Origin of the sequence: Sinorhizobium sp. CB7, from assembly GCF_041357635.1 — a bacterium.
GTDB lineage: Bacteria > Pseudomonadota > Alphaproteobacteria > Rhizobiales > Rhizobiaceae > Rhizobium.
This window is the reverse complement of record NZ_JAULLL010000010.1, coordinates 241,328-264,330: the sequence shown is the minus strand read 5'-3', so window position 1 is coordinate 264,330 and position 23,003 is coordinate 241,328. Positions and strand designations below refer to the sequence as shown.

Sequence of the window (23,003 nt, the reverse complement as noted above, 5' to 3'; positions counted from 1 at the left end):
TCTAACTCTTTGTTTTTACGCAATTTCGGACGGAAAACCGCTTCGCACTTTCCTGGAATTGCTCTAGGGTTGTCCGAGGCGTTGAAGCGCCGACTGAAGGGGCGCGCCCGAAATTCGGATCACTCCGCGATAGGGATTGGCCATATCGGTGATCAGAAAGACAGCGCCCGCGACCGATAGGCCGCAGACGAGCAGGATGCAGGCGACCGTCGCGTTGGGAGGCGACTGAAGGCCAAATGTCGCAAAAAGCAGGGAAAGCCAGAACACGAGGATGGTGACGAATGCCCATGGCAGACCTTCGTCGCCGGATTCGACGAGCAACCAGTGCGCCTCGGCTATCATGCCGCTGACTTCAATGGCGCGCGACTGAAGGGTACGCTGCGCGTTATCTCGAGGTGACAGGGAACGCAGTTCGTTCTGTACGGCCTCGATATCCTGATATTCCGCCACCGAACCACTGGTCGGCTGATCGGTCGTTCTGGCGCTCCAACCCTGGCTCAGTCGCCTTTCGACAAGCTGGCGAAGGAGGCTGCGAGCATTGGCCGTCTCCGGTCCATAATGGGCCATGACCCGGTCGAGCAGCACAATCCGCGCCACGGAGGATCTCATTTCCACTTCAGCATTGTCGTAGGTCGTCTTCGCGGAGGCGATCAGGAGACCGATCGCCAGCGCCGACAGCGTTCCAACGACGGCTGTTGCCAACCGTATTACTTCCTTCGAATCCATATTCAGATGATGGCCGGGCAAGCGGTCGCGGATCAGCATTCCGACCGCCGTGGCGGCAGACAGGAAGAGAAATACAAGCCCGCCAAGCAGAAGGGAGCTCAAATCCAGCCTCCGTCGCATCGTGAAGCGATGGTTCGCCGGCGATCATAACGGAGCAAACTGTGCACGCGTAAGTCTCCTGTTGCCCTGTCCCGGTTCATCCGAAGTCATTGCGCAGGTCTGCTCCTTCGGAAGGCCAATGCGGCGACAAGCAGGAGGACTATGGCTCCGAGCGCAATGAACATGTGCCGGTGAAGCGGAAGGTGGCCGAACGCCTGCTCGATACCCTGTCCGAACAGGTAGCCGATCCCGGTAAATAGTGGCCCCCAGATCAAGGCTGCCGCGGCATTGAGGACGACGAACATTGCAGCCGGTATGCTGGACATTCCAATAGCGACCGGGCTCATCACCCTTAACCCGTAGAGGAACCGGAACGCAAAGATAAAGCTCGTCGGATGGCGCTCCAGAAGCTGCGTGACACGGACGAAGGCGGGATTATTGATCAGCTTCTGAATGAGGCGATAGTGTCGCGCATGACGACCGGCGAAAAACAGCAGCTGATCGGCTGTGAAAGACCCGGCGCTGGCAGCCAATGCCGCCGACCAGTAACTTACGAGATGGCGATGGGCGAACACACCGCCGAAGATGACCACCGTCTCCCCCTCGATCCCTGCGCCCAGGAAGATTGCCAGCAGGCCGTATTTTGCAATCAGAAGCTCAATGGACACGACGGTTGCTCCGGCGCATCAATACTGGAAAATGAGCAGCACGTAAGTCACGAAAAGCACCGAATGAATGGCGCCCTGCATGAGATGCGTGCGGCCGCTGGCGAAGGTAATGATGCTGACAGCAAGCGTGAGCAGGAGCATCACCAGATCGCTATGTTCAAGCCCCAGGACGAGGGGATGCCCGTAAAGATTGCTGATGGCCAGCATGGCTGGAACGGTAAGACCGATCGTCGAGAGCACCGAACCGAGAAAAATATTGATCGATCGCTGCAGATGATTGGCGATCGAGGCGCGCACGGCGCTGATGGCTTCGGGCGTCGCCACCAGTACGGCCATGACGACGCCGCCGATCGCGGCGGGAGCACGCAGGGTTTCGATCACGTAGTCGATCGGCTTTGCGAGGTGCTCAACCAGGTAAACGACGGGCACCATATAGGCAAATAGCAGGATCACGTGGGGCCATATCGATCCCCCGGGTGTCGATTGCCCATAATTGTGCGGGCGGTGTTCGGGATCTTCGGCGAAGTAACCCTGATGGCGGCCCGCCTGCAGGTAGAGAAAGAGACCATAGAGTCCGAGCGATATGATGCCGAGCACCAGTTGCCGGGCAGGGGAAGGGTGAGGCTCTCCCGTGCTGACGAAGGTAGGCATGACCAGGCTGAGCGTCGCCAGCGGTACAATAACGCCAAGATAGGCATTGGCCCCCTGCATGTTATGGAATTGCTCGGGCCGTCGCCACGCGCCGAGCAGCAGAGACAGACCGACCATGCCGTTCAGGATGATCATCAACACGGCGAAAAGCGTGTCGCGGGCAAGGGTGGGGTTGTTCTCGCCATGAACCATCACGGCGGAAATCGCTATGACCTCGATCGAGGTGATGGCGAGCGTAAGAATCAATGTGCCATAAGGCTCCCCGAGCCGCTCTGCCAAATGATCGGCATGTCGCACGACCGACAGCGCGGAGCCAAGCACAACGGAAAAAAGCCAGAGGAAGATCAGGGTGAACCAGAGGGGATTGGAAAGCCGCTCAAAAAGTGGTTCACCAAAGGCGAAGAACACGAGGGTCGTTGCCACGCTGATGCCGAAGAACCACTCTTCCCGAAGCAGGCGAACCAGACCGGTGGGTTGCAGTGCAAGACTATCTGTCATTCGACCGGCAGCCGCCTAACCGACTGCTGCCCGAAATGTGGTCGACGGTGCCATTGTGCTCTCCCCGCAAAGTAGCTCTTTCGAAAATACTACACTCCTTTGCCTCACTTCGCGAGAGTGGACCTTCCAGCGCAAAGGTGTAAGGCGTCTGCGCAGACGAGCTCACAAATCATTGATCTGCAGAATTGCTTAATCTGATCGATATTTCCAATTTGCAAGATTAACGTTGGTCCCGCAATAATGGCTGAAGGTCGGCTCTGCTTCGGCCACAACACCCTTCAGTAACCCACCTCACAGGCCGCATCGTCGCGCCTCTCAAGACGCCCGACCGGATATATTCGCATCGGTGACGATGACTTCGAGCCGCTTTGAGACGTATGATCGCGCTACGAACAATGATCCGGGAGAAAACGCATGCCCAAGTCCCAACTGGTAATTTCCGATCTTGCCGGCAAGGCCGTTCTGATCACCGGCGCCTCGACCGGCATCGGGGCCGCGCTTGCGCGTGCCTTCGCCGCCCAGGGCGCCTCGGTCGGATTGCACTATAATTCCAGTGTCGAGGCGGCGGAGAAACTCGCCGGCGAGATCCGGGATGCGGGCGGCAAGGTCGTGCTGTTGCGCGCCGATGCTTCACGCCCCGGCGAGATCGCCCGCGTGGTCGAGGAGGCCGCAGCGGCATTCGGCAGGCTTGACGGCCTCATCAACAATGCCGGCGGCATGGTCGCGCGAGTGACCTACGAGCAGATGACAGACGAACACTACGACGCCGTAATGGACCTCAATGGACGTTCGGTGCTGGCGGCCTCGAAGGCGGCCATTCCCCATCTCAAAACCAATGGCGGTTTCATCATCAACACGACGTCAATCGCCGCTCGCAACGGCGCCAGCAACGGAGCAGGAATCTATGGCTCATCGAAGGCGTTCATCGCCAATGTGACGCGCGGCATGGCCAAGGAACTGATCCAGTTCGGCATTCGCGTCAACGCGGTGGCGCCCGGCGTGATCGCCACGCCCTTCCATGAGCGCTATTCGACCCAGGCTCAGCTCGACGCGCAGCTTGCGACCATTCCGGAGGGACGTCTGGGCACTGCAGAGGATTGCGTGGGTGCCTATCTCTTCCTCGCCTCCGCCGAACTCTCCGGCTACATCATCGGTCAGACGCTGGAAGTCAACGGTGGCCAGTTGATGCCTTGAACAAGTCCAAAGAGGCAGAGCGTCCTTAGTGCGTTCATCAGAACCCAGGCGCTCTAGCAGCGGACAGCAGATAGCCTACCAATCGGGAGACCTGATCTCATGAGCAAGCGGATTATCTTCACCGGTGGCAGCGGAAAGGCGGGCCGTCACGTCGTACCTTATCTGGTCAACAAGGGATATCAGGTGCAGAACCTGGACCTGGTGCCTCTGCAACATCCAGGGGTCAACACCCTGATCACCGATCTCACCGACAGTGGCGAGACCTTCAACGCGCTGTCGATGCACTTCAATTTCGATGGGCTGAAGACAGGGCAGGGGCCAGCGCCCGTCGATGCGGTCGTCCATTTCGCCGCGATCCCACGCATTCTGATCAAGCCCGACAACACGACCTTCATGGCCAATGTCGCGTCTACCTACAATGTCATCGAGGCGGCCGTTAAGCTCGGGATCCGCAAGATCATCATCGCCTCCAGCGAGACGACCTATGGCGTTTGTTTCGCCGAGGGCGACAAGGACTTTCATTCCTTTCCGCTCGAAGAGGATTACGACATCGATCCGATGGACAGCTATGGCCTCTCGAAGGTCGTCAACGAGAAAACCGCGCGCGCCTTCGCCATGCGCAGCGGCGCCGACATTTATGCACTCCGGATCGGCAATGTCATCGAGCCGCACGAATATGACCGGTTCCCGGGCTTCGTCGCCGATCCACCGTCGCGCAAGCGCAACGCCTGGAGCTATATCGACGCCCGCGACCTCGGCCAGATCGTTCATCTCTGCATCGAGAAGAGCGGTCTCGGCTTCCAGGTGTTCAATGCCGTGAACGATACGATCACAGCCTCGGAGCCGACGCGCGAATTCCTCAAGCGCTGGGCGCCGAATACACCGATCCGCAGGGAACTTGGGGAATTTGAAGCGCCGCTTTCCAATCGGAAGACTCGCGAAGTCCTCGGCTTCAAGGAGGAGCACAACTGGCGCAAATATGTGCCGAACTCCTAGAGCATCGCGCGTTTTAACAGACTTTTCGGCATCCCCTAAGAGACCGTTTCAAAACGGCGTGGCGGTTTAAGGCGGTCCATGATTCAAGCTTCTGATGTGGACAGCAGCGAATCGGGCCCGGATGGCTGTCGGTGTTGGGGTGCCTCAAACGTCCTTTGTTAGACGAGGCGATACCTTGTCGATTGAAACGACACTTTGGAGATTTGAAACATGGCGCTCAAGCGAATGGACAATGTAGGAATCGTCGTCGAAGACCTCGGAGCGACGATTGATTTCTTTCGCGAACTTGGCCTCGAGCTCGAAGGGCGGGCTACGGTCGAAGGAGAATGGGCCGGACGTGTCACTGGACTGGGCGATCAGTGTGTCGAGATTGCCATGATGCGCACACCTGATGGACACAGCCGGCTAGAGCTCTCTCGCTTCCTCACGCCCCCTGTCGTCGCAGATCACCGGAACTCTCCGGTCAACGCCCTAGGCTACCTCCGCGTCATGTTCGCCGTGGACGACATCGACGAGACGCTTGAAAGGCTCCGCACGCGCGGCGCGCAGCTCGTAGGCGAAGTAGTCCAGTATAAAGACGCGTATCGGCTCTGCTACATCCGTGGGCCTGAAGGGCTTCTCATCGGACTCGCCCAAGAACTCAGCTGAGCGTAATACGAAGGCAAATGGCGAAGAGTGACCAATGTCAGCGAGCGCGTCGGACGGAAAGCCGCTTCGCACTTTCCTGGAATTGCTATAGATTTCCGGGCATGCGCGCATAAAATGCGCTGATACATATGAGTCGTGATGCCGCTGGTGCGATCCACAGGGGGCGTGGGGGACGCCATGACAAGAGCTATCGATGCCATCGCGAAGCCGATGCCGCGGGAAGCTGGAATCCTCGAATTCATCCGGCTTTGCGATGGCTTTTATCCACCCGATGCCGTCGACGCACCAGTCAGCCAGCAGCGTATCTGGTATGACGCGCTCTGTGTGAGGTTCGACCGTCCTCTGCCGACAGGCATGAAGACCGAGGACGCCTTGATTGGAACAATCCCGACGCGCAGCTATCGCCCGGCACATGTCCGCACGGCGACAAAGCTTCTTTATATGCACGGCGGCGGCTATGTCGTCGGGTCACTGCAAAGCCATCACGCGATCTGTGCCGAGATTGCCGATTTCGCGGGCGCCGAGCTTATTTCCGTCGATTATCGCCTGGCGCCGGAACATGTATGGCCGGCCCAGTCGGACGATGCCTTCACGGTGTTGAAGCTGCTGATCGGCGCGGGCGAAAAGCTGGTCCTGATTGGCGACAGTGCCGGCGGCAATCTGGCGGCCGGGCTTACCATACGGGCGCGAGACGAGGAAATTTCCGGCATTGTCGGTCAGGCGCTGATCTATCCGGTCCTTGGTGGAGATCTCGTTTCCGGTTCCTATGAGGAAATGGCGGAGGCCCCAGGGCTGACAACTGCCGATGTCGGCTATTACCGCGCCATTCTCAGGGCGCCCGCCGATGAGCCGGTCGCACATCCGCTGCTTGCCAGATCCCTTGTCGGCCTGCCGCCCGCCTATATCACGGTTGCGCATTTCGACCCGTTGCGCGACGACGGCCGGAATTATGCGGCGCGGTTGGCGCAGGCGGGCATCGAAGTCTGGTTCCGGGAGGAGCGGCAGATGGTGCATGCCTGGCTGCGGGCGCGGCATATGAGCGAGGGCGCGGGCGCAGGATTCCATGCGCTCTGCGTCGCAATCGATCGAATGGCCGCGGGAAAACCGCCATGAGCGGGATCCGCGAATTTTCGGTGCTGCTTTCGATCTAAGAAGACGAGAAATGGGAACAATGGCGCCCCTTTCAAGGGCGAGCGCATGTTGCGTGATGGAAAGGATCGAAGCCCATACGCCCATTTGGCGCGACGATTTTTAATTTATAGGCGGATATGTGTCTTTTCCGTACGTCCACGTGACCCGAAACTGGTGATTCTCGTCTGGAACGAACACAATGGCTTGGTAGCCTTCCCTGCCGGATTTATATGCGGCATCGACAGCAGCGGCGATCACTGCTTTCTGATCGCAATTTGCATCGGAATAGTCTCCATCCAGATAGACCTTCCACTCTTCTTGGTCGCGAACCACAAAATAGTGTCGTCTCATGGCGGGATCCTCCTTCTACGAGTTATTCCTATTAAACTGAGAAAAGATGATGTGGTTCGTTTCCGTAGAACGAGATGATATGGCAGGAGGGGCTGTGCGAGAGAGCATTTGAGCAGAGCGTCCAGAATAGTCGATTCATCCATTCGAAGAGCAAAGAGGCCCGGCTGCTTCGTGACTGTGGAACACGACACCGGGCCTCTTACCGCCGGGATAGTGGCGGCGTCATTAATTAAGTGATAACTAATGGATGCGTCCACGCCAATCACGCGGCAAGACTAACCTCGGGTTAACATCGATGGGCGTGGTGCGTCCTTAAAGGATGCTCTCAGGCGTCAGCCGGTTTAGGATAGCGATCCTTGCCATATGTCCAAGTCAATTGGAGCTGATCATCCTCGGCCTTGATATACACCTCGGCTTCAAATCCGTTCCGGCCGGACTTATGCGCGGCGTCCACTGCGGCGTCGACGGCGCTCTTCTGATCGTCGAACAGCTCTGGATAGTCCGCTTTGATTTTGATTTTCCACTTATCGCCATCGCGCATCACAAAATAGGCCCGTTTCATGGCTCGTTCCCCTTTTCTTATGTGTGTAATTAAAACGAAGACGATCAGCCCACGGTTCAACCCCGTTCAACAATTTTTGGTGATGGTGCAACCATAGATATAAACACGGATTCTGCAATTACGACATGAACATAAAGCCCGCTTTCGCAGACTTTTTTCATTCTTAAGGATGTCTCTAACGGACCTCATTGCCGAGTGGCGGGAAGTGCTGCGCTATGTATCGCGTCCGGCTGATGGCCCCCAAGCAGTGCGAGGGGACGATCGAGCAAGCTGCGGCTGCAAACGGTTGCCGCCGGTGAGGGACGGCGGAGGATGCGACTCCCCCTTCGCCCCGCTTGCGGGGAGAAGGTGCCCGGAGGGCGGATGAGGGGCTGTCGCGGCACTCGAATTTTCATCCGCAACTATCAGATTCAGCGAGAGTTTTGCCCCTCACCCTAACCCTCTCCGCGCATGCGGGGAGAGGGGACTGCCAGGGGTGCCGCACGTTTCACATGCAGTCGCGCGGTATCTTCTTCTCGAAGGTCTTTTCAAAGACCTGCAGCTCCCCCTCATAGGCGATCACCGAGCCACTGATCAGCCAATCGGTCGCCGTGCAGGCGATCTTGGCGATGCTGACCGTGCGCAGCGACCAGCGAGATCGCTCCATGTCGCAGGTCCAGATCGCCGTGCCAGTCATCGAGAGCGGATCCTCCGGCGAAATCGACCAGAGCTCTTCGCGCAGCTGCCGCGTCGAAAGGCCCGTGCCCGGATGTTCGAATAGGCCGGTATCCTCATGGATGAGGTAGTCCGTGCGGTTGGCCGTGAGGTCGCGCGTGACGCTGCGCCTCGTCGTTGCAGGCTTGTGCTCGATATATTTCGGCAGCGGATCGGGATTGTCCGGCTGCTTCATATCAATCCGCTGATGCGCGCCCAGCTTCGGCAGGGCAAGGCCGAGCGAGGCGATATCGACCGTCAGGCCAGGATCGGAGGGCGGCGGCAGGACCATCGGCCAATAGGCGGTCGAAAGCGAAAGGCGGATGCGGTGACCCTTCTCGAAACGGTAGCCGCAGGCGTCGAGCTCCAGACGGATCCGCGTCCTTTCGCCTGATATCATCGGCCTCGGCTCGGCGTTGCCGTCACGGTGGGCAAGATTGATGACGCCGAAGGAAATGCGCGTCGCGGAGCCATCCGGATGAACGTCGACGAGGCGGGCACAGAGGTTGGCAAGCCCGGCCTCGCAGGAGACGGTGACCGTCAGCACCGGCCTGCCGAGATAGTCATGGGCCTCGGCAAGCGGCGGCGACTGGAAGGTCAGAGAACCGGCATCGTCACCACGCTGATCGAGCGCAAGCTCCGCATCCGGCTTCAGCGTGAACCATTCGCCGGACGCCGTTCCCGTATCGAGCGGTGATTTCAGGAAGACGTCATGGGCCGGCGCATGCGGGATCGGCATGCCTTCCATTAGCGTGCCGAACTGCTCGACATAGAAGCATTGCATCTCTGGTTTGCGCCATTCGTCCATGGCGACCCAGAAGCCGGGATCGGTATCCCGACGCGGTGCGGGTCTGACGCTATCGAGCATGTAGGCGCGAACCTGCGGCAAATCCTCGATGCCGTTCTTCTCGCCGCGCAGCCAGCGGTTCCACCAGGCGATCGCTTCGCCGTGGAAGTCCGCGCGCGGCTTCGGCCAGGCGAAGTGGGGATATTTGTGCACCCATGGACCGATCAGCGCCTTTGCCTTTACGCCAAGCCCCTCGACCGCCATCAAGGGCGTATTGCGATAGCCATCGGCCCAGCCGGCGATGACGAGGGCAGGGATTTCGATGGCGGAAAAATCCTCTGAGATCGAGCCGTGCTCCCAGAACCGGTCGCGGCGCTGATGTTGCAGCCACTCCTCCATGAAGAAGGGTTCTTTCTCGAGCCGCTCCAGCCACATTTCCTTCCAGCGTTCACCGACGATGTCCGGATCGGGAGAGCGCGACTGGTAGGCGAGCATGGTCGCGGCCCAGGAGAGCTGCGCGGAAAGATGACAGCCGTTCTTGTAATGGATGTCGTCATTGTAGCGATCCACGGTCGAGGCGATCGAGATGACAGCCTTCAGCGCCGGCGGACGAAGAGCGGCCACCTGCAGGCAGTTGAAACCGCCCCAGGAAATGCCCATCATGCCGACGGACCCGTTCGACCACGGCTGTGCAGCGATCCAGGCGATCAGCTCGCAGGCATTGGCAAGTTCGAGCTCGGTATATTCGCCGTCGATAATGCCGTCGGATTCGCCAGAGCCGCGGATATCCACGCGCACGCCGGCAATACCGGCGGCTGCGAAAACCGGATAGGTGGATTCGTCACGCGCGCTGGTTCCGTCGCGCTTGCGATAGGGCAGGAACTCGAAGACCGCGGGTACCGGTTCGGTATCGGCGCCATCCGGCATCCAGATGCGGGCCGCAAGCCGCGTTCCATCCCTCAGCGTGATCCATTGGTTCTCGATCGTGGTGAAGCTGCGATTGTTCATGATTTCAATTCGTCCTGGCTTGTGGACATCAATTGCCCGCGCTTTCCATCTTCCGGGTCGTCAAGACTTTCTCGAGCCAGCCTATCTCCATCTCGGGGACGGATTTGAGCAGCAGGTCGGTGTAGTCGTCGAAAGGCGGCGAGAGGACCTTGGATTTCGGGCCGAAACGCACTAGCCGGCCGCGATGCATGACCGCGACGCTGTCAGCGATCGCCCGCACGATAGCGATGTCGTGGGTGATGAACATGTAGGAGAGCTGCGATTCCTCCTGCAGCCGCATCAGGAGCTTCAGGATGCCTTCGGCCACGAGCGGGTCGAGCGCGGAGGTTGGCTCGTCGCAAAGGATAAGCTCCGGATTGGCGGCAAGCGCACGGGCGATGGCGACGCGCTGCTTCTGGCCGCCAGAAAGCTCAGCCGGATAGCGGTCGATAAAGCCGTTGCCCATCTCGATATGTTCCAGCAGTTCCTTGACCCGCGCCGTCTTCGCCGAACCGCGCAGGCCGTAATAGAAGGTGAGCGGCCGGCCGATGATGTCGCGGACAGTCTGGCGCGGGTTCATCGCCGTGTCGGCCATCTGATAGATGAGCTGGATGCGCCGCAGATCATCGTTGGAGCGATCTCTCAGGGCCTTCGACAGCGGCTTTCCATTGAAAGATATCGTGCCTTGCAGCGGCGGCAGCAGCCCGGTGATGACGCGGGCAAGCGTCGACTTGCCGGAGCCGGATTCCCCGACGACGGCCAGCGTCTGGCCTTTCGGCACATGCAGCGAGACGTCGAAGAGGACCTTGAAGCCATTCGAATAGCCGGCGGTGACGTTCTCCACCCTTAGCAAGGCATTGCTCTGATCCACGGCCTCTTCGCGCATGGTCTGGCGAACGTTCACCAGCGCTCGGGTATAATCCTCGCGCGGTACTTCGATGATCTGCCGTGCCGTGCCGTATTCCACTTTCTCCCCTTGGCGCAGCACCATGATGTCGTCGGAGATCTGCGCCACGACGGCGAGGTCATGGGTGATGTAGAGGGCAGCAGTGTGCGTTTCCTCGATGGCATGCTTGATGGCCGCAAGCACGTCGATCTGCGTGGTGACGTCGAGCGCGGTCGTCGGTTCATCGAAGACAATGAGTTCTGGATTGGGGCAGAGCGCCATGGCGGTCATGGCCCGCTGGAGCTGGCCGCCTGAGACCTGGTGCGGATAGCGATCGCCGAAGCTTTCCGGATTGGGCAGCCCAAGGACGCGGAAAAGATAGAGCGCGCGTCTGCGGGCTTCGTCCTTAGACATGAGACCATGCTTCACGCACGCCTCTATCACCTGATCGCCGAGCTTGTGGGCCGGATTGAAGGCGGCGGCGGCCGATTGCGCGACGTAGCAGACGCGGGCGCCGCGCACCTTGCGGATACCGGATTTGCCGAGGCTCAGGATGTTTTTGCCGTCGAGCAATACTTCGCCACCGGTGATTTCCGCGCCGCCGCGGCCGTAGGCGAGCGCCGAAAGCCCGATGGTGGATTTGCCGGCGCCGGATTCTCCGATCAGACCCAGCACCTTGCCCTTTTGCAGATCGAAGGAGACACCCTCGACGATGGTCACGCGCTTCGGCGGCCCGCCAGGCGGATAGCTGGTGGCTTCGATCTTCAAATCGCGAACGGAAAGAAGCTCAGGCATCGCCACGTCCTCCCTTGAGGCTGGAGGTGCGCCTGAGCAGCCAGTCGACCACCAGATTGACACAGACGGCGAGTGCCGCGATCGCCGAACCCGGAACGAGAGCGGCGGAAATCCCGAAGATGATGCCGTCCTTGTTGTCCTTCACCATGCCACCCCAATCCGCCGTTGGCGGCTGGACGCCAAGGCCCAGGAAGGAAAGGGTGGACAGGAAGAGGATGGCGAAAGCAAAGCGCAATCCGAATTCGGCAAGCAGCGGCGAGAGCGTGTTCGGCAGGATCTCGCGAAAGATGATCCAGAGCTTGCCTTCGCCTCGCAGCCGGGCGGCCTCGACGAATTCCATGACGGCGACGTCGAGCGCCACGGCCCTGCCGAGACGATAGACGCGCGTGGAATCGAGGATAGCCATGACGAGGATCAGCACGGCCAGGTGCTGCGGCAGCACGGCGAGCACGACAAGCGCGAAGATCAGCGTCGGGATCGACATCATGAGATCGTTGAAGCGGGAAAGAAACATATCGATCAGACCGCGGGAAACGGCCGCCGTGAAGCTCAGGATGATGCCGAGGGAGAAGGAAATGATCGTCGCGCCAAGCGCGACGAAGAGCGTTGTGCGGGCGCCGTAGATCAGCCGCGAGAGGATGTCGCGACCAAGATTGTCGAGGCCGAAGAAAAATTGCGCGTCCGCCGGCTGCCAGACGCCGCCAACCACTTCCGTTTCGCCATAGGGAGCGATCCATGGCGCGAAGATGGCGCAGACGAAGGCGAGAACGATGCCGCAAATTCCGATCCAGGCTGTAATGGGGATTTCTCTCAATCTCATCTTGGATGCCTCAGGCGCGGATTGGCGATGATCGCGAGGATATCGGCCACCATGTTGAGCAGAATGTAGACGGCGGCGAAGATCAGGCCGCAGGCCTGCACGACAGGCATGTCGCGCACGGTCACGGCGTCGACCATGTACTGGCCCATGCCCGGATAGACGAAGACCACCTCGACGACGACGACGCCGACAACGAGATAGGCAAGGTTCAGGGCGATCACGTTGATGATCGGAGCTAGGGCATTGGGCGCGGCATGCTTGACGATGGCGCGATAGGCGCTGAGGCCCTTCAGTTCCGCTGTTTCCATATAGGCTGATGACATGACCGACAGGATCGCCGCCCGTGTCATGCGCATCATATGGGCGAGGACGACAAGCACCAGGGTCGCCGTCGGAAGCGCGATGGCCTTGAGGCGCTCGAGAAAGGTCATGCTGTCGTAGACGGTGGCGGGAAAGGTCGCGACACCAAACTTGACGGCGAAGAAGAGGATGAGCAGGTAGCCGATGAAGAATTCCGGCAGAGAAATCGCCGCGAGCGAGATGACGTTGATGATCTTATCGGGCATGCGGTTGCGGAAATGCACGGCTATCATGCCGAGCCCGACGGCGAGCGGCACGGCGATGGCGGCCGCAAAACCGGCCAGGAAGAGCGAATTGCCGAGACGCTTGCCGATCTGCTCGCTCACGGAATTCTTGCTTGCCCAGGATGTGCCGAAATCGCCCTGGACGGCATTGCCCAGCCATTCGAAATAACGGGTCGTGACGGGTCGGTCGAGGCCGAGCTCCGTGCGGATGTTCGCGATCGCCTGCGGCGTGGCCGACTGGCCGAGATAAGTGCTGGCGAAATCGCCGGGCAGGGCTTCAAGCCCTCCAAAAATCAGGATCGAGACCGCAACAAGGAGGAGAATGCTCAGGAGAAGGCGCTCGATGATGAGCCCAAGCAGGGGAAAGCGCTCCCGCAGCCTTTGGCCGGGCAGCCTCCCGGTTTCAACCGCGGCTGCGGTCTCGGTGGAACTGGCGGCTCCTGCGGGATTTGCAGTTGCGGCGGTATTGGCGGCTTCTGCGGAGTTGGACATGGACGTGCGCCTTGCTCTGAAACAGTTACGGGATCGCGAAGAGATCTCCGCGATCCGATCGGCGACGGGCTACGATCAGCCCGGTTTCAGGCTTCCAGCCAGATACGGGTCGCGACATAGCCGTTCGACATATCGTTGCCGATGTCGTTGACGTATCCCTTGACCTGCTTCGTGGCCGCGTTCACGTAGTCGTTGAACATCGGCAGGATGACGCCGCCCTCGTCGCGGACCATCATCGCCATCTGGCGGTACATGTCCTTGCGCTTGGCCTCGTCGAGTTCTCCCCGAGCCTTGATCAGCAGCGTGTCGAAATCCTGACGCTTGAAACGAGTGTCGTTCCAGTCGGCCGTCGACAGATAGGCGGCGGAATAGAATTGATCCTGCGTTGCGCGGCTGCCCCAATAGGAGGCGCAGAACGGCTGCTTGTTCCAGACGTTCGTCCAGTAGCCGTCACCAGGCTCGCGCTTGACGTCAATGGTGATGCCCGCCTTTTTCGCGCTTTCCTGGAAGAGGACGGCTGCGTCGACTGCACCGGGGAAGGCGACTTCCGACGTGCGTAACAGGACCGAGCCGCTGTGGCCCGACTTCTTGTAGTGGAAAGCGGCCTTCTCCGGATCGTAAACACGCTGCTCGATCCCTTCGGGGAAGAGGGCGTAGGTATCGTTGATCGGGAAGTCGTTGCCGATCTTTCCGTAGCCGCCAAGGATGCGCTTGACCATATTTTCGCGATCGATCGCATATTTGAGGGCAAGACGCAGATCGTTGTTGTCAAACGGCGCCGTATCGCAGTGCATGATGAAGACGTAGTGGCCGCCACCCGCCGTCGTCAGGATCTGGACATTCGGGGCGCGTTTCAAAAGGTCCACCGTCTTCGGATCGACGCGGTTGATGTAATGAACCTGGCCCGATGAAAGCGCTGCAATGCGGGCCGTGGCATCGTTCATCGTGATGAACTCGACGGTATCGGCAAAGCCGCGGTCAGTGCGCCAGTCGTTCTTGTGCTTCTCAAAGGTCATGCGAACGCCGGGCTCGAAGCTTGTGACCTTGTACGGACCGGTTCCGATACCGGCCGTCGGATTGTCGACGCCGCCATTCGGCTGGATGACGAGATGATAGTCCGTCAGGATCTGCGGCAAGTCGGCATTGCCTGAATCCAGTGTCAGGACCAGATCGCCGTTTTTGTTCTCGATGCTCTTGAGCGATTTCATCACGCCGAGCGCGCCGGATTCGGATTTGGCATCAGTGTGACGCTTCAGAGTCTGCACCACGTCGTCAGTCGTCATTTCCTTGCCGTCGTGAAACTGGACACCCTTACGGATCTTGAAGGTCCAGACGGTCGCATCAGGCGAGGGCGACCAGGATTCGGCGAGCGAGGGAATGGGGGCACGCGTATCGGGGTGGGACTCGACCAGGGTGTCACCCCAGGTGCGTACGGCGCAGAACATGACCTGAGACGTCGCCTTTGCGGGATCGATAGAGTCCGTCGCGGCACCGCCTTCGAGGCCAAGCTTGATATGGCCGCCGCGCTTCGGCTCCTGGGCGCGGGCGCTTTCGGCGAAAAGATGGCTGGCCGCGGTCAGCGTCAGGCCGGCCGCCATGGCGCGGCCCATGAATTCGCGGCGGCTCATGCCTCCGGCAGTGACGCTGCTTGCAAGATATCTGGTGTAGTCGCTCATTCCCCTGTTCCTTTTCTCTCATGGATAATCGAATGATACTCCGTTTCGTCCCGTGCCGCTGCGTTTCCTCTCGCATCGGTCGGGTTCCGCCGGAATCACTTGCGGGAAAATAATTCGGCTAGCGCTTGCTCCTCCTCATCTTCCCTTCCACACGGGGTCCCGCTTTTCAGCGAAGGCCCGCGCGCCTTCCAATTGGTCCTCGCTCGAATAGAGCGCATCCACGGTTCTGAACTGCCGTTTTGTGATCTTGTTCATGGCAGTCTGGAAATTCATGGCTTCCGCTTCGCGCACGATTTCCTTTATCGCGGCGTAAACGAGCGGCGGACCGTCTTCCAAAAGCTTTGCGAGCTCCCACGCCCGCTCCAGCAGTCTATCAGCAGAATGTATCTCGTTGACGAAGCCCCAGCGATGCGCCTCGGTGGCATCGAGCCAGCGTCCGGTCAGCAGCATGTCCATGGCGATGTGATAAGGAATGCGTTTCGGCAGCTTGACAGAGGCGGCATCCGCAACTGTTCCCGAGCGGATCTCGGGCAAAGCGAAGGTCGCATGTTCGGCGGCCAGGATCAGATCGGTGGACAGCGCGATTTCCAGTCCGCCGCCGCAACAGATGCCGTTGACGGCGCAGATGATCGGCTTGTTGAGATCGCGCAGTTCCTGCATGCCGCCAAAGCCGCCGACACCATAATCCCCGTCGACGGCATCGCCCGCGGCTGCTGCCTTGAGGTCCCAGCCGGCACAGAAGAACTTCTCGCCGGCACCGGTGACAATGGCCACGCGCAAGTCGGGATTGTCGCGAAACTCGCGAAAGATCTGTCCCATCAGGCGGCTCGTCGCAAGGTCGATGGCATTGGCCTTCGGCCGGTCGATCACGACCTCGTAGATGCCGCCGACACGTCTCGTGCGAATGGGGTCATTCAACTTCTGCTACCTCCTTCGCCTGATAAGCGCATCCGCTGCGACGACACCCTGGCCATCGGGAAGGACCATCAAAGGATTAATGTCCAGTTCCTCCAGCCGTGAAGCGTTTGAAGCGACATAATCTGCCGCCGATGCGACGGCCTGGACGAGCGCCTTGAGGTCGCCCTTCGGCCCGCCGCGATAGCCATCGACAAGCTTTTTGATCTTCAGCTCCGAAATTGCTGCGAAAATATCCTCAATCGTCGCCGGAAGTATTAAAATGGCAGAATCTTCAAGCAATTCCACAAAAATTCCACCCGCGCCGATGGTCAACACCGGCCCGGCCACGGGATCGCGAGCAGCACCAATGATGAGTTCCGCCACGGGCTTTGCAACCATCTTCTCGACGAGGTAACCGGAGACGATTTCGGCCATGCCGCGTGCGGCTGCAAGTACCGCATCGGTTGTATCGAGGTTCAGTTTGACGGCGCCGGCTTCCGTCTTATGAGCGACGCCGAGACCCTTCAACGCGACGGGAAATCCGATCTCGGCGGCGCGCTTGGCGGCTTCCTCCGGTGTGGCGGCGGTGCAGCCTTCAGGTACCCGAAGCCCGAATGCGGACAGTTCCGCCTTCGCCTCTGCCTCGCTCAGCAACAGGCTCTCGCCCTCCTTCAGGATGACGTCGGGAAGGGGCTGCGGTGCGGGCCGCTTCCAGGCGGCGCCGATTGCGGCCGCAGTCTCGGCCGCAGCAAGGGATTCATCGAGACCGCAGAAAGGGACGATGCGATCGCGCATCAATTGCTGAGCCATCTCCTCGGGCATGTTCTCGCCGAGCGTGGCGACAATGCCCGCGGCCGCTCCTGCTGCTCCGGCAGCGCGCTTGATCGCTTCCACCGTCGTCAGCCAGTCGGCGCCGTCACAGCGGTCGCGACGGGGAAAGTCGAGAATCAGCAAATTGAGCGCATAGCCGCCCCGCATCATTGCCGTGAAGGCGGCGGTCTGGCCTTCGAGATCGCCCCACACGAAGGTGTGGTAGTCCAGCGGGTTCGACAGCATCACCATCTCGCCGAGACTTTCGCGCAACGGCGCAAACTGCTCCGGCTTCAAGGCGCGGAAATTCACCCGGCGGCCGACGGCGGCGTCGGCCATCAGCGAGGCTTCTCCCCCGGAACAACTCATCGAGGAGATATCGAAGCTTTCCAGCGGACCGAGCACATGCAGAAGCTTCAGCGTCTCGATCAGTTCAGGCAAGGTTTCGACGCGGCCGATGCCAAGCCGGTCGAGGAGGGCAGCGGAGACGGCATCGCTGCCGGCAAGCGAGGCGGTATGCGACACCGTTGCCTTCTGTGCCGCTTCCGACCTGCCGACCTTCAGTGCGACGACAGGCTTTCGCAATTGCCGGGCGCGGGAGGCAAGACGCTCGAGCGCCTTCAGGTCGCCGAAACCCTCAATATGCAAGCCGACGGCGGTCACGCGGGGGTCCTCAAGCACTGCGCAGGCGAGCGCCGAGAGCCCGGTCTGAGCCTGGTTGCCCGCCGTCATCAGATAAGCGAGAGGCAGGCCACGCGTCTGCATGGAAAGATTGAGGGCGATGTTGGAGGATTGCGTGAGGATGGCGATGCCGCGCTCGCTGCAGACCGCGCCGTGCTGGTCCGGCCAGAGCAGGGCGCCATCCAGGATGTTGACGAGGCCGTAGCAGTTGGGTCCGATGATCGGCATGTCGCCGGCGGCTGCGATAAGCGCATCCTGCAGGTCGCCGCCATCGGCGAGTTCCGTTATTGCTTCGCGAAAGCCGGAGGCATAGCAGATTGCTCCGCCGGCGCCACGCCCGGAGAGATCGCGAATGATCTCGATCGTGAGCGTCCGGTTGACGCCGACGAAAGCCGCGTCCGGAGCGGCGGGCAGCTCCGCCACCGAACGGTAGCAACGACGGCCGAGCACCTCGTCGAGCTTCGGATGGACCGGCCAGATCTCGCCCTGGTAACCCATCTTGTCGCATTGCTCGATGACGCGCCGGGCTTCCTTGCCGCCAAAGACGGCAATGGATTTCGGCCTGATCAGACGGTCCAGCGGACGGATGGCCATGCGTCACGCTCCATAGGGTCTGAGCAGGTCACGGCTGATGATGTGGCGCTGGATTTCCGAGGTGCCATCCCAGATGCGCTCGACACGTGCGTCGCGCCAGAGCCGGGCGAGCGGCAGATCATCCATCAACCCCATGCCGCCGAAGATCTGGATCGCTTCGTCGGTGATGCGTGAGAGCATTTCGGAGGCGTATAGCTTGGCGGAAGCGATTTCGCGGGATGCGGGCAGGCCGGCATCAACGCGCCAGGCGGCTGCAAGGGTCAGCCAGTCTGCCGCATCGATCTCGGTCACCATGTCGGCAAGCTTGAAGGAGACACCCTGGTTGACGCCGATTGGCTTGCCGAATTGCTTCCGTTCTGCGGCATAGGGCAGGGCCAGGTCGAAGGCGCGCCGCGCCCGGCCGACGCAGGTGGCGGCCACCGTCAGGCGCGTCCCGTAAAGCCATTGGTTGGCGATATCGAAGCCCTTGTGCACTTCGCCCAGAACCTGGCTGGAGGGCAGGCGGCAATCGGTGAAGGTCAGGATGCAGTTGTGATAGCCGCGATGGGAAACGGAATTATAGCCGTGGCGGATATCGAAGCCGGGCGTGTCGCGGTCGACGAGGAAGGCGGTGATCTTTTTCTTGATCCCCTTCGGCGTTTCTTCCTCGCCGGTCGCCGCGAAGACAATGATGAAATCGGCGATGTCGGCATGCGAGATGAAATGCTTGGTGCCGTTCAGTAACCAGTCGGAGCCGTCCTTGCGGGCCGCGCACTTCATGCCGCGCATGTCGGAGCCGGCATCCGGCTCGGTGATCGCCAGCGCGTCAAATTTTTCGCCACGCACGGCCGGCAGCAGATATTTCTCGCGCTGCTCGCCCTCGCAGGCCAGAAGGATGCCGGAAGGGCGGCCGAAGTAGACCGTCAGGCCGAGCGCGCCGCGACCGAGCTCGCGCTCGACGAGAGTGAAGGTGACGTGGTCGAGGCCGGCGCCTCCGACTTCCTCCGGCATGTTGCAGGCGAAAAAGCCCAGCTCAGTGCATTTCCGTTTGATCTCCTGGCCGACCTCGCGTGGGACGATGCCGGTACGCTCCACCTCGTTTTCATGGGGATAGATCTCGGTCTCGACGAATTCGCGGACCGTCTTGACGATCATTTCCTGTTCTTCGGTCAAACCGAAATTCATGCCGCTCTCCTCCCAGCGCGCCGTGCGTCCGAAAGGACGTACAAAGGACGCGCTACCTCATTGAAACTACGCATCGTGCTTTCCGAAAATCGATTCCGATTTTCGGGCCGATGCGTTGCGTTTATGTCCCACATGCCGGCCGGCTCCCTCGGGTATCGACAGTTTTGCATGAGCCTCCGCGATTGCCTTCACCTTCGTCAACACTTTTTCGGGCGCGGGCACAGTCTTTCCGGCGCTGGTGTCGACATGCAGCAGCATATGTTCGCCGGTGGCGATCGTCTCGCCGGTGGCGCTGTCATGGATCGTATGGAAGACGTGCAGCCGCTTCTCGTCCGCCGACAGCACCTGCGCCGTGGCGTGGATCGCCTGACCGAGCTTTGCTTCGCTCAGATGGCGGATATGGGTTTCCACGGTATAGTAGCTGTGGCCGGCCTCGACATAGCCGAGGTCGACGCCGACGAGCCGCAGCAGCGCATCGGAGGTATCCCCGAAAATCTGGAGGTAGCGGTGCTCGGTCATGTGACCGTTATAGTCGACCCAGGCGGGACTTACCTTGGTTTCGACGAGACGCAGCGGTCTTGCGGTATCGTGCAACTGCCTGCGATCGCCGCCTTCGGCCCAGAGATGGGCCTCGAAATCCTTAAGCAATTTGCCGGCGCCCCAGCCCCTACCGCCATGTCCGCCCTTCAGCGCCTGCAGGATGCCGACGAGATTTTCGTCGCGGATGCGTTCCAGTTCGCGGATGGAAAGGCCGGCGGCCTGCTCGTCCGACTGCTGGCCGATCTTTTCGACCAGGGCATCGTCGAGGTCGACAACGTCAGTCAGCTTCGTCCAGGGCCAGGCGAGGCATGGTCCGAACTGCGCGAGGAAGTGGCGCATGCCGGCTTCGCCGCCAGCGATGCGATAGGTTTGGAAGAGGCCCATCTGAGCCCAGCGCAGGCCGAAGGAATAGCGGATGACGTCGTCCAGCGTCTCGACCGTGCAGATATCGTCGTGGATCAGCCACAGCGCTTCGCGCCAGAGGGCTTCCAGCAGGCGATCGCCGACGAAAGCTTCGATTTCCTTGGCGATATGGACGCCCTTCATGCCGATCGGCGCGAGCTTTTCCATCGCCGCCTGGATGGTCGCGGCTGACGTCTTGTCGCCGCCGACGATCTCCACCAGCGGCAGGAGGTAGACGGGATTGTAGGGATGGGCGACGAAGAGGCGTTCGGGATGCTTCATGTCGCGCTGCAGGTCTGTCGGCAGCAGGCCGGACGTGGAGGAGCCGATCAGTGCGTCGGGTCGGGCCGCAGCATCGATCTCGGTCAGTACGCTACGCTTCAGCTCAAGGCGCTCGGGAACGCTTTCCTGAATCCAGTCAGAATCTTGGACGGCGTCTTCAATGCTCTTGCAGAAGATGAGCTTGCCACGCGGCGGCAACGGCGCGCCCGTGAGCATCGCATAGGCTTTCTCCGCGTTGGCGAGTACCTCGCCAACGATGCGCCCGGCTTCCGGATACGGGTCGAAGACCTTGACGTCGATGCCGGCGAGCAGGAAACGCGCGATCCAGCCGCCGCCGATGACACCCCCGCCGATGCAGGCTGCCCTGTTGATCTTGCTCATGGCAGCCCTCAGCGCTTCCTAAGATTGAGTTTCTTGCGGACCTCGTCGGGCCCGATGATGCGTGCGCCCATTCCTTCGACGACGGTGACCGCCTTTTCGACGAGCTGCGCATTCGTTGCGAGCATGCCCTTGCCGGCGTAGAGATTGTCCTCGAGGCCGACGCGGACATTGCCGCCGGCAAGAACAGCCGCAGCCGGATAGGCAAGTGCATTGCGGCCGATCGAAAAGGCGGAGAAGGTCCATCCGGCGGGCACGTTGTTGACCATGGCCATGAAGGTATTGAGGTCGTCCGGGGCGCCCCAGGGGATGCCCATGCAGAGCTGGATCAGCACCGGATCCTCGATCAGGCCCTCCTCGACGAGCTGCTTGGCAAACCAGAGATGGCCAGTATCGAAGGCCTCGATTTCGGGACGAACGCCGAGTTCGGTCATCTTCTTCGCCATCGCGCGCAGCATGGATGGCGTGTTGGTCATGACATAGTCGCCGAGATTGAAGTTCATCGTACCGCAATCGAGCGTACAGATTTCCGGCAGGCATTCGGCCACATGGCTGACCCGCTCGGTCGCTCCCGCCATATCGGTCCCCTTGGGGTTGAGGGGCAGGGGGCTTTCGACGTCGCCGAAAATCAGATCGCCGCCCATGCCGGCGGTGAGATTAAGGACGACGTCGATATCCGCGGAACGGATGCGGTCGGTCACTTCCCTGTAGAGGTCATTGCGACGGCTGGCCGCGCCGGTTTCGGGATCGCGCACGTGGCAATGGACGATCGCCGCTCCGGCTTTGGCCGCGTTGATCGCGGATTCGGCGATCTCCTTTGGCGTAATCGGCACATGCTTGGATTTCGAGGTGGTGTCGCCCGCACCGGTGACGGCGCAGGTGATGAAGACGTCGCGGTTCATGGACAGAGGCATTTTGCTGTTCTCCCCTTTATTGGGGGTATTACGCGGTAAATCATGCCTCATTGCTTTGCATATATGGATGTATATTAATGCAATTTCGGAAATCGGACTGTTCCAAATGCTCGTTCCGTCCAACGAAATTCTCGATATCGATCTCCTGGTGCTGCCGGAAACGAACCTGATTCTGATCGCTTCCGTGATCGAACCGCTACGCGGAGCAAACCGCATCGCCGGCAGCGAGATCTACCGCTGGCGTATTTTCACCCCCGACGGATCACCGATCGAAACCACAAGCCATATCTCGGTGCCGGCGCATGCGGCCTTCCGCCCCGAGAGGGAGACGGCGCCGCTCTTTGTGCTGGCGAGCTACAACTGGCGACGCAGCGCGACATCGGCGCTGAAGATGCAGCTTTCGAGAACCGCGCCCCATCGCAGCATGATCGCCGGCATCGAATCCGGCACCTGGCTGTTAGCGGAAGCGAGCCTGCTCGACGAGGTCTCGGCAACGATTCATTGGGAGGATTTCGAGGAATTTGCGGCCGCCTATCCGCAGGTGAAGATGGTGCAGGACCGCTTCGTCATCGACGGCAAGCGCATAACCACAGGCGGCTCGCTTCCGACCGTCGACCTGATGCTGGAGATCATCCGGCGCCGGCAGGGCTATTCGCTGGCGCTGGAGGTAACGCGGCTCTTCATCTACGAGCAGGCCGCCTATCGCGGCGAGGCGCAGGTGATGCCGTCGACGGCAGGCTTGAGGATGAGCGATCTGCGTGTCGCACAGGCGGTGCGGCTGATGGAGGAAAATATCGAGCAGCCGCTGCTGCTGGCGCGTCTGGCGCGCCGCGTCGGCGTCAGTGCCCGCCATCTGCAGGCCCTCTTCCAGGAAAGCATGGGGGCGCCGCCTCATGTGCATTATCTTGCGCTGCGCCTGAACGCGGCGCGGCGCAAGGTGATCGAGACCAAGGCCACGTTCGCCGACATCGCCGCGGCAACCGGCTTCAATTCGGCCTCGGCCTTTTCCCGCAGCTATCGGGCCAACTTTGGTGAGAGCGCGTCGGAAACCCGCAGACGTCTGCGTCGTCTGCCACAGAGTTGATAGGCGCTGCTGC

The 23,003-nt window shown here is 60.6% G+C and carries 20 protein-coding genes; 5 read left to right on the top strand and 15 right to left on the bottom strand.

Features of this window, described 5'->3' with window-relative positions; translation table 11 throughout:
- Window positions 1-63: 63 nt before the first annotated feature.
- The 3 genes from AAE029_RS20555 to AAE029_RS20545 all read right to left on the bottom strand — a co-directional run bounded on the left by AAE029_RS20555 (window position 64) and on the right by AAE029_RS20545 (window position 2,642).
- Window positions 64-828 (bottom strand): DUF4239 domain-containing protein, encoded by a 765-nt coding sequence (locus AAE029_RS20555; protein WP_371074738.1) that lies wholly within the window; start codon window positions 826-828, stop codon window positions 64-66.
- A gap of 104 nt (window positions 829-932) precedes the next feature.
- Window positions 933-1,493 (bottom strand): DedA family protein, encoded by a 561-nt coding sequence (locus tag AAE029_RS20550; protein WP_371074737.1) that lies wholly within the window; start codon window positions 1,491-1,493, stop codon window positions 933-935.
- 18 nt (window positions 1,494-1,511) lie between these two features.
- Entirely contained in the window at window positions 1,512-2,642 is a 1,131-nt protein-coding gene (locus AAE029_RS20545; RefSeq protein WP_371074736.1) for a calcium:proton antiporter, read from the bottom strand.
- Between the two features lie 414 nt (window positions 2,643-3,056).
- Here AAE029_RS20545 and AAE029_RS20540 point away from each other — a divergent pair, with 414 nt between their 5' ends.
- From AAE029_RS20540 to AAE029_RS20525, 4 genes are all read left to right on the top strand, one after another.
- Window positions 3,057-3,836, top strand: a complete 780-nt coding sequence (locus AAE029_RS20540; protein ID WP_371074735.1) for an SDR family NAD(P)-dependent oxidoreductase — start codon at window positions 3,057-3,059, stop codon at window positions 3,834-3,836.
- 99 nt (window positions 3,837-3,935) lie between these two features.
- Window positions 3,936-4,832, top strand: a complete 897-nt coding sequence (locus AAE029_RS20535; RefSeq protein ID WP_371074734.1) for an NAD-dependent epimerase/dehydratase family protein — start codon at window positions 3,936-3,938, stop codon at window positions 4,830-4,832.
- A 210-nt stretch (window positions 4,833-5,042) separates the two neighbouring features.
- Window positions 5,043-5,480: a VOC family protein gene (locus AAE029_RS20530; RefSeq protein WP_371074733.1), complete on the top strand. Its 438-nt coding sequence runs from the start codon at window positions 5,043-5,045 to the stop codon at window positions 5,478-5,480.
- A gap of 177 nt (window positions 5,481-5,657) precedes the next feature.
- Entirely contained in the window at window positions 5,658-6,593 is a 936-nt protein-coding gene (locus AAE029_RS20525; protein ID WP_371074732.1) for an alpha/beta hydrolase, read from the top strand.
- 138 nt (window positions 6,594-6,731) lie between these two features.
- On the opposite strand, the gene AAE029_RS20520 is transcribed toward AAE029_RS20525, so the two are convergent.
- The 12 genes from AAE029_RS20520 to AAE029_RS20465 form a co-directional block, all read right to left on the bottom strand.
- Window positions 6,732-6,962: a DUF2188 domain-containing protein gene (locus AAE029_RS20520; RefSeq protein ID WP_371074731.1), complete on the bottom strand. Its 231-nt coding sequence runs from the start codon at window positions 6,960-6,962 to the stop codon at window positions 6,732-6,734.
- Window positions 6,963-7,287: 325 nt separating this feature from the next.
- Window positions 7,288-7,524 carry a DUF2188 domain-containing protein gene (locus tag AAE029_RS20515; protein ID WP_371074730.1) on the bottom strand — a complete coding sequence of 79 codons (237 nt, stop codon included), beginning with the start codon at window positions 7,522-7,524 and terminating at the stop codon, window positions 7,288-7,290.
- A 487-nt stretch (window positions 7,525-8,011) separates the two neighbouring features.
- Window positions 8,012-10,012 (bottom strand): CocE/NonD family hydrolase, encoded by a 2,001-nt coding sequence (locus AAE029_RS20510; protein ID WP_371074729.1) that lies wholly within the window; start codon window positions 10,010-10,012, stop codon window positions 8,012-8,014.
- 28 nt (window positions 10,013-10,040) lie between these two features.
- Window positions 10,041-11,672, bottom strand: coding sequence for an ABC transporter ATP-binding protein (locus tag AAE029_RS20505; protein ID WP_371074728.1), 1,632 nt, complete (start codon window positions 11,670-11,672; stop codon window positions 10,041-10,043).
- On the bottom strand, window positions 11,665-12,492 hold the full coding sequence (locus AAE029_RS20500; protein ID WP_371074727.1) for an ABC transporter permease: 828 nt from the start codon (window positions 12,490-12,492) through the stop codon (window positions 11,665-11,667). Before AAE029_RS20500 ends, AAE029_RS20505 begins: the two co-directional genes overlap by 8 nt.
- The gene (locus AAE029_RS20495) at window positions 12,489-13,568 is read right to left on the bottom strand and encodes an ABC transporter permease (protein WP_371074726.1); all 1,080 of its coding nucleotides are present in this window, start codon (window positions 13,566-13,568) and stop codon (window positions 12,489-12,491) included. The genes AAE029_RS20500 and AAE029_RS20495 overlap by 4 nt, the downstream gene beginning before the upstream one ends.
- An 86-nt stretch (window positions 13,569-13,654) precedes the next feature.
- Entirely contained in the window at window positions 13,655-15,244 is a 1,590-nt protein-coding gene (locus tag AAE029_RS20490; protein WP_371074725.1) for an ABC transporter substrate-binding protein, read from the bottom strand.
- A gap of 135 nt (window positions 15,245-15,379) precedes the next feature.
- Entirely contained in the window at window positions 15,380-16,162 is a 783-nt protein-coding gene (locus AAE029_RS20485; protein WP_371074724.1) for a carnitinyl-CoA dehydratase, read from the bottom strand.
- A gap of 6 nt (window positions 16,163-16,168) precedes the next feature.
- The gene (locus tag AAE029_RS20480) at window positions 16,169-18,226 is read right to left on the bottom strand and encodes an acetate--CoA ligase family protein (RefSeq protein ID WP_371074723.1); all 2,058 of its coding nucleotides are present in this window, start codon (window positions 18,224-18,226) and stop codon (window positions 16,169-16,171) included.
- Between the two features lie 3 nt (window positions 18,227-18,229).
- On the bottom strand, window positions 18,230-19,390 hold the full coding sequence (locus AAE029_RS20475) for an acyl-CoA dehydrogenase family protein (protein ID WP_371074722.1): 1,161 nt from the start codon (window positions 19,388-19,390) through the stop codon (window positions 18,230-18,232).
- A gap of 66 nt (window positions 19,391-19,456) precedes the next feature.
- A complete protein-coding gene (locus tag AAE029_RS20470; RefSeq protein WP_371074721.1) occupies window positions 19,457-20,995 on the bottom strand; it encodes a carnitine 3-dehydrogenase in 1,539 nt (512 codons plus the stop codon).
- Window positions 20,996-21,003: 8 nt separating this feature from the next.
- Window positions 21,004-21,906: a 3-keto-5-aminohexanoate cleavage protein gene (locus AAE029_RS20465; RefSeq protein WP_371074720.1), complete on the bottom strand. Its 903-nt coding sequence runs from the start codon at window positions 21,904-21,906 to the stop codon at window positions 21,004-21,006.
- Between the two features lie 106 nt (window positions 21,907-22,012).
- Here AAE029_RS20465 and AAE029_RS20460 point away from each other — a divergent pair, with 106 nt between their 5' ends.
- Window positions 22,013-22,990 (top strand): GlxA family transcriptional regulator, encoded by a 978-nt coding sequence (locus AAE029_RS20460; RefSeq protein ID WP_371074792.1) that lies wholly within the window; start codon window positions 22,013-22,015, stop codon window positions 22,988-22,990.
- The last annotated feature ends 13 nt before the right edge of the window (window positions 22,991-23,003 follow it).